This window comes from Mangrovihabitans endophyticus, assembly GCF_014646155.1.
Classification (GTDB): Bacteria; Actinomycetota; Actinomycetes; order Mycobacteriales; family Micromonosporaceae; genus Actinoplanes; species Actinoplanes endophyticus.
In genome coordinates this window covers 1-551 of record NZ_BMMX01000183.1, presented here as the reverse complement: position 1 = coordinate 551, position 551 = coordinate 1, and the positions used below count along the sequence as shown (strand labels likewise).

Genomic DNA, 551 nt, shown 5'->3' with positions numbered 1-551 from the left:
AGCTTATGACCATAGAGTGTTGGATCGCTCTGTTGTGGCTATCGTGGAAGCCGTAAAGCGTTCAGGTTCTGAAATTAGAGGGCCTATCCCTTTACCGACTAAGAATAAGCGTTACACCGTTTTACGCTCCCCGCATGTCAATAAGGATTCAAGAGAGCAGTTTGAGATTAGGGTTTATAGCCGATTGATTGATATTATCTCGGCCACCCCAGAAACCGTGGATAGCTTGATGAAGTTGGATTTAGCTCCTGAAGTGGATGTAGAAGTAACTTCTATGGAAACAAAGTAGTCCTAACGCATTGAGATAATAAAATAAGGGTTAGATATGGAATTTTTAGTTCAAAAGATAGGCATGAGCCGCACCATTGACGCTAACAGCACGCCTGTAACCTTGCTTAAAGTCTTGCAAGCGAAAGTGTGCCAATTAGAAAATGGGAAAGCTTTAGTGGCCTATGCGATGCATAAAAAACACAATAAGGCGATTGAAGGCCAGCAAAAGAAATACCAACTCAGTAAAGAGTTTAACCATTTCGCTACCTTAAAAGCTTCCC

2 protein-coding genes are annotated in these 551 nt (G+C 41.9%); both read left to right on the top strand.

The annotated features are described in order from the left end of the window. Positions 1 to 289: 30S ribosomal protein S10 (gene rpsJ / locus IEY73_RS34835; protein WP_189083259.1), on the top strand; the 289-nt coding region annotated here is incomplete at its 5' end. Between the two features lie 63 nt (positions 290 to 352). Beyond that, on the top strand, positions 353 to 551 hold a 199-nt coding region (locus tag IEY73_RS34830; RefSeq protein ID WP_229716456.1), incomplete at its 3' end, for a hypothetical protein.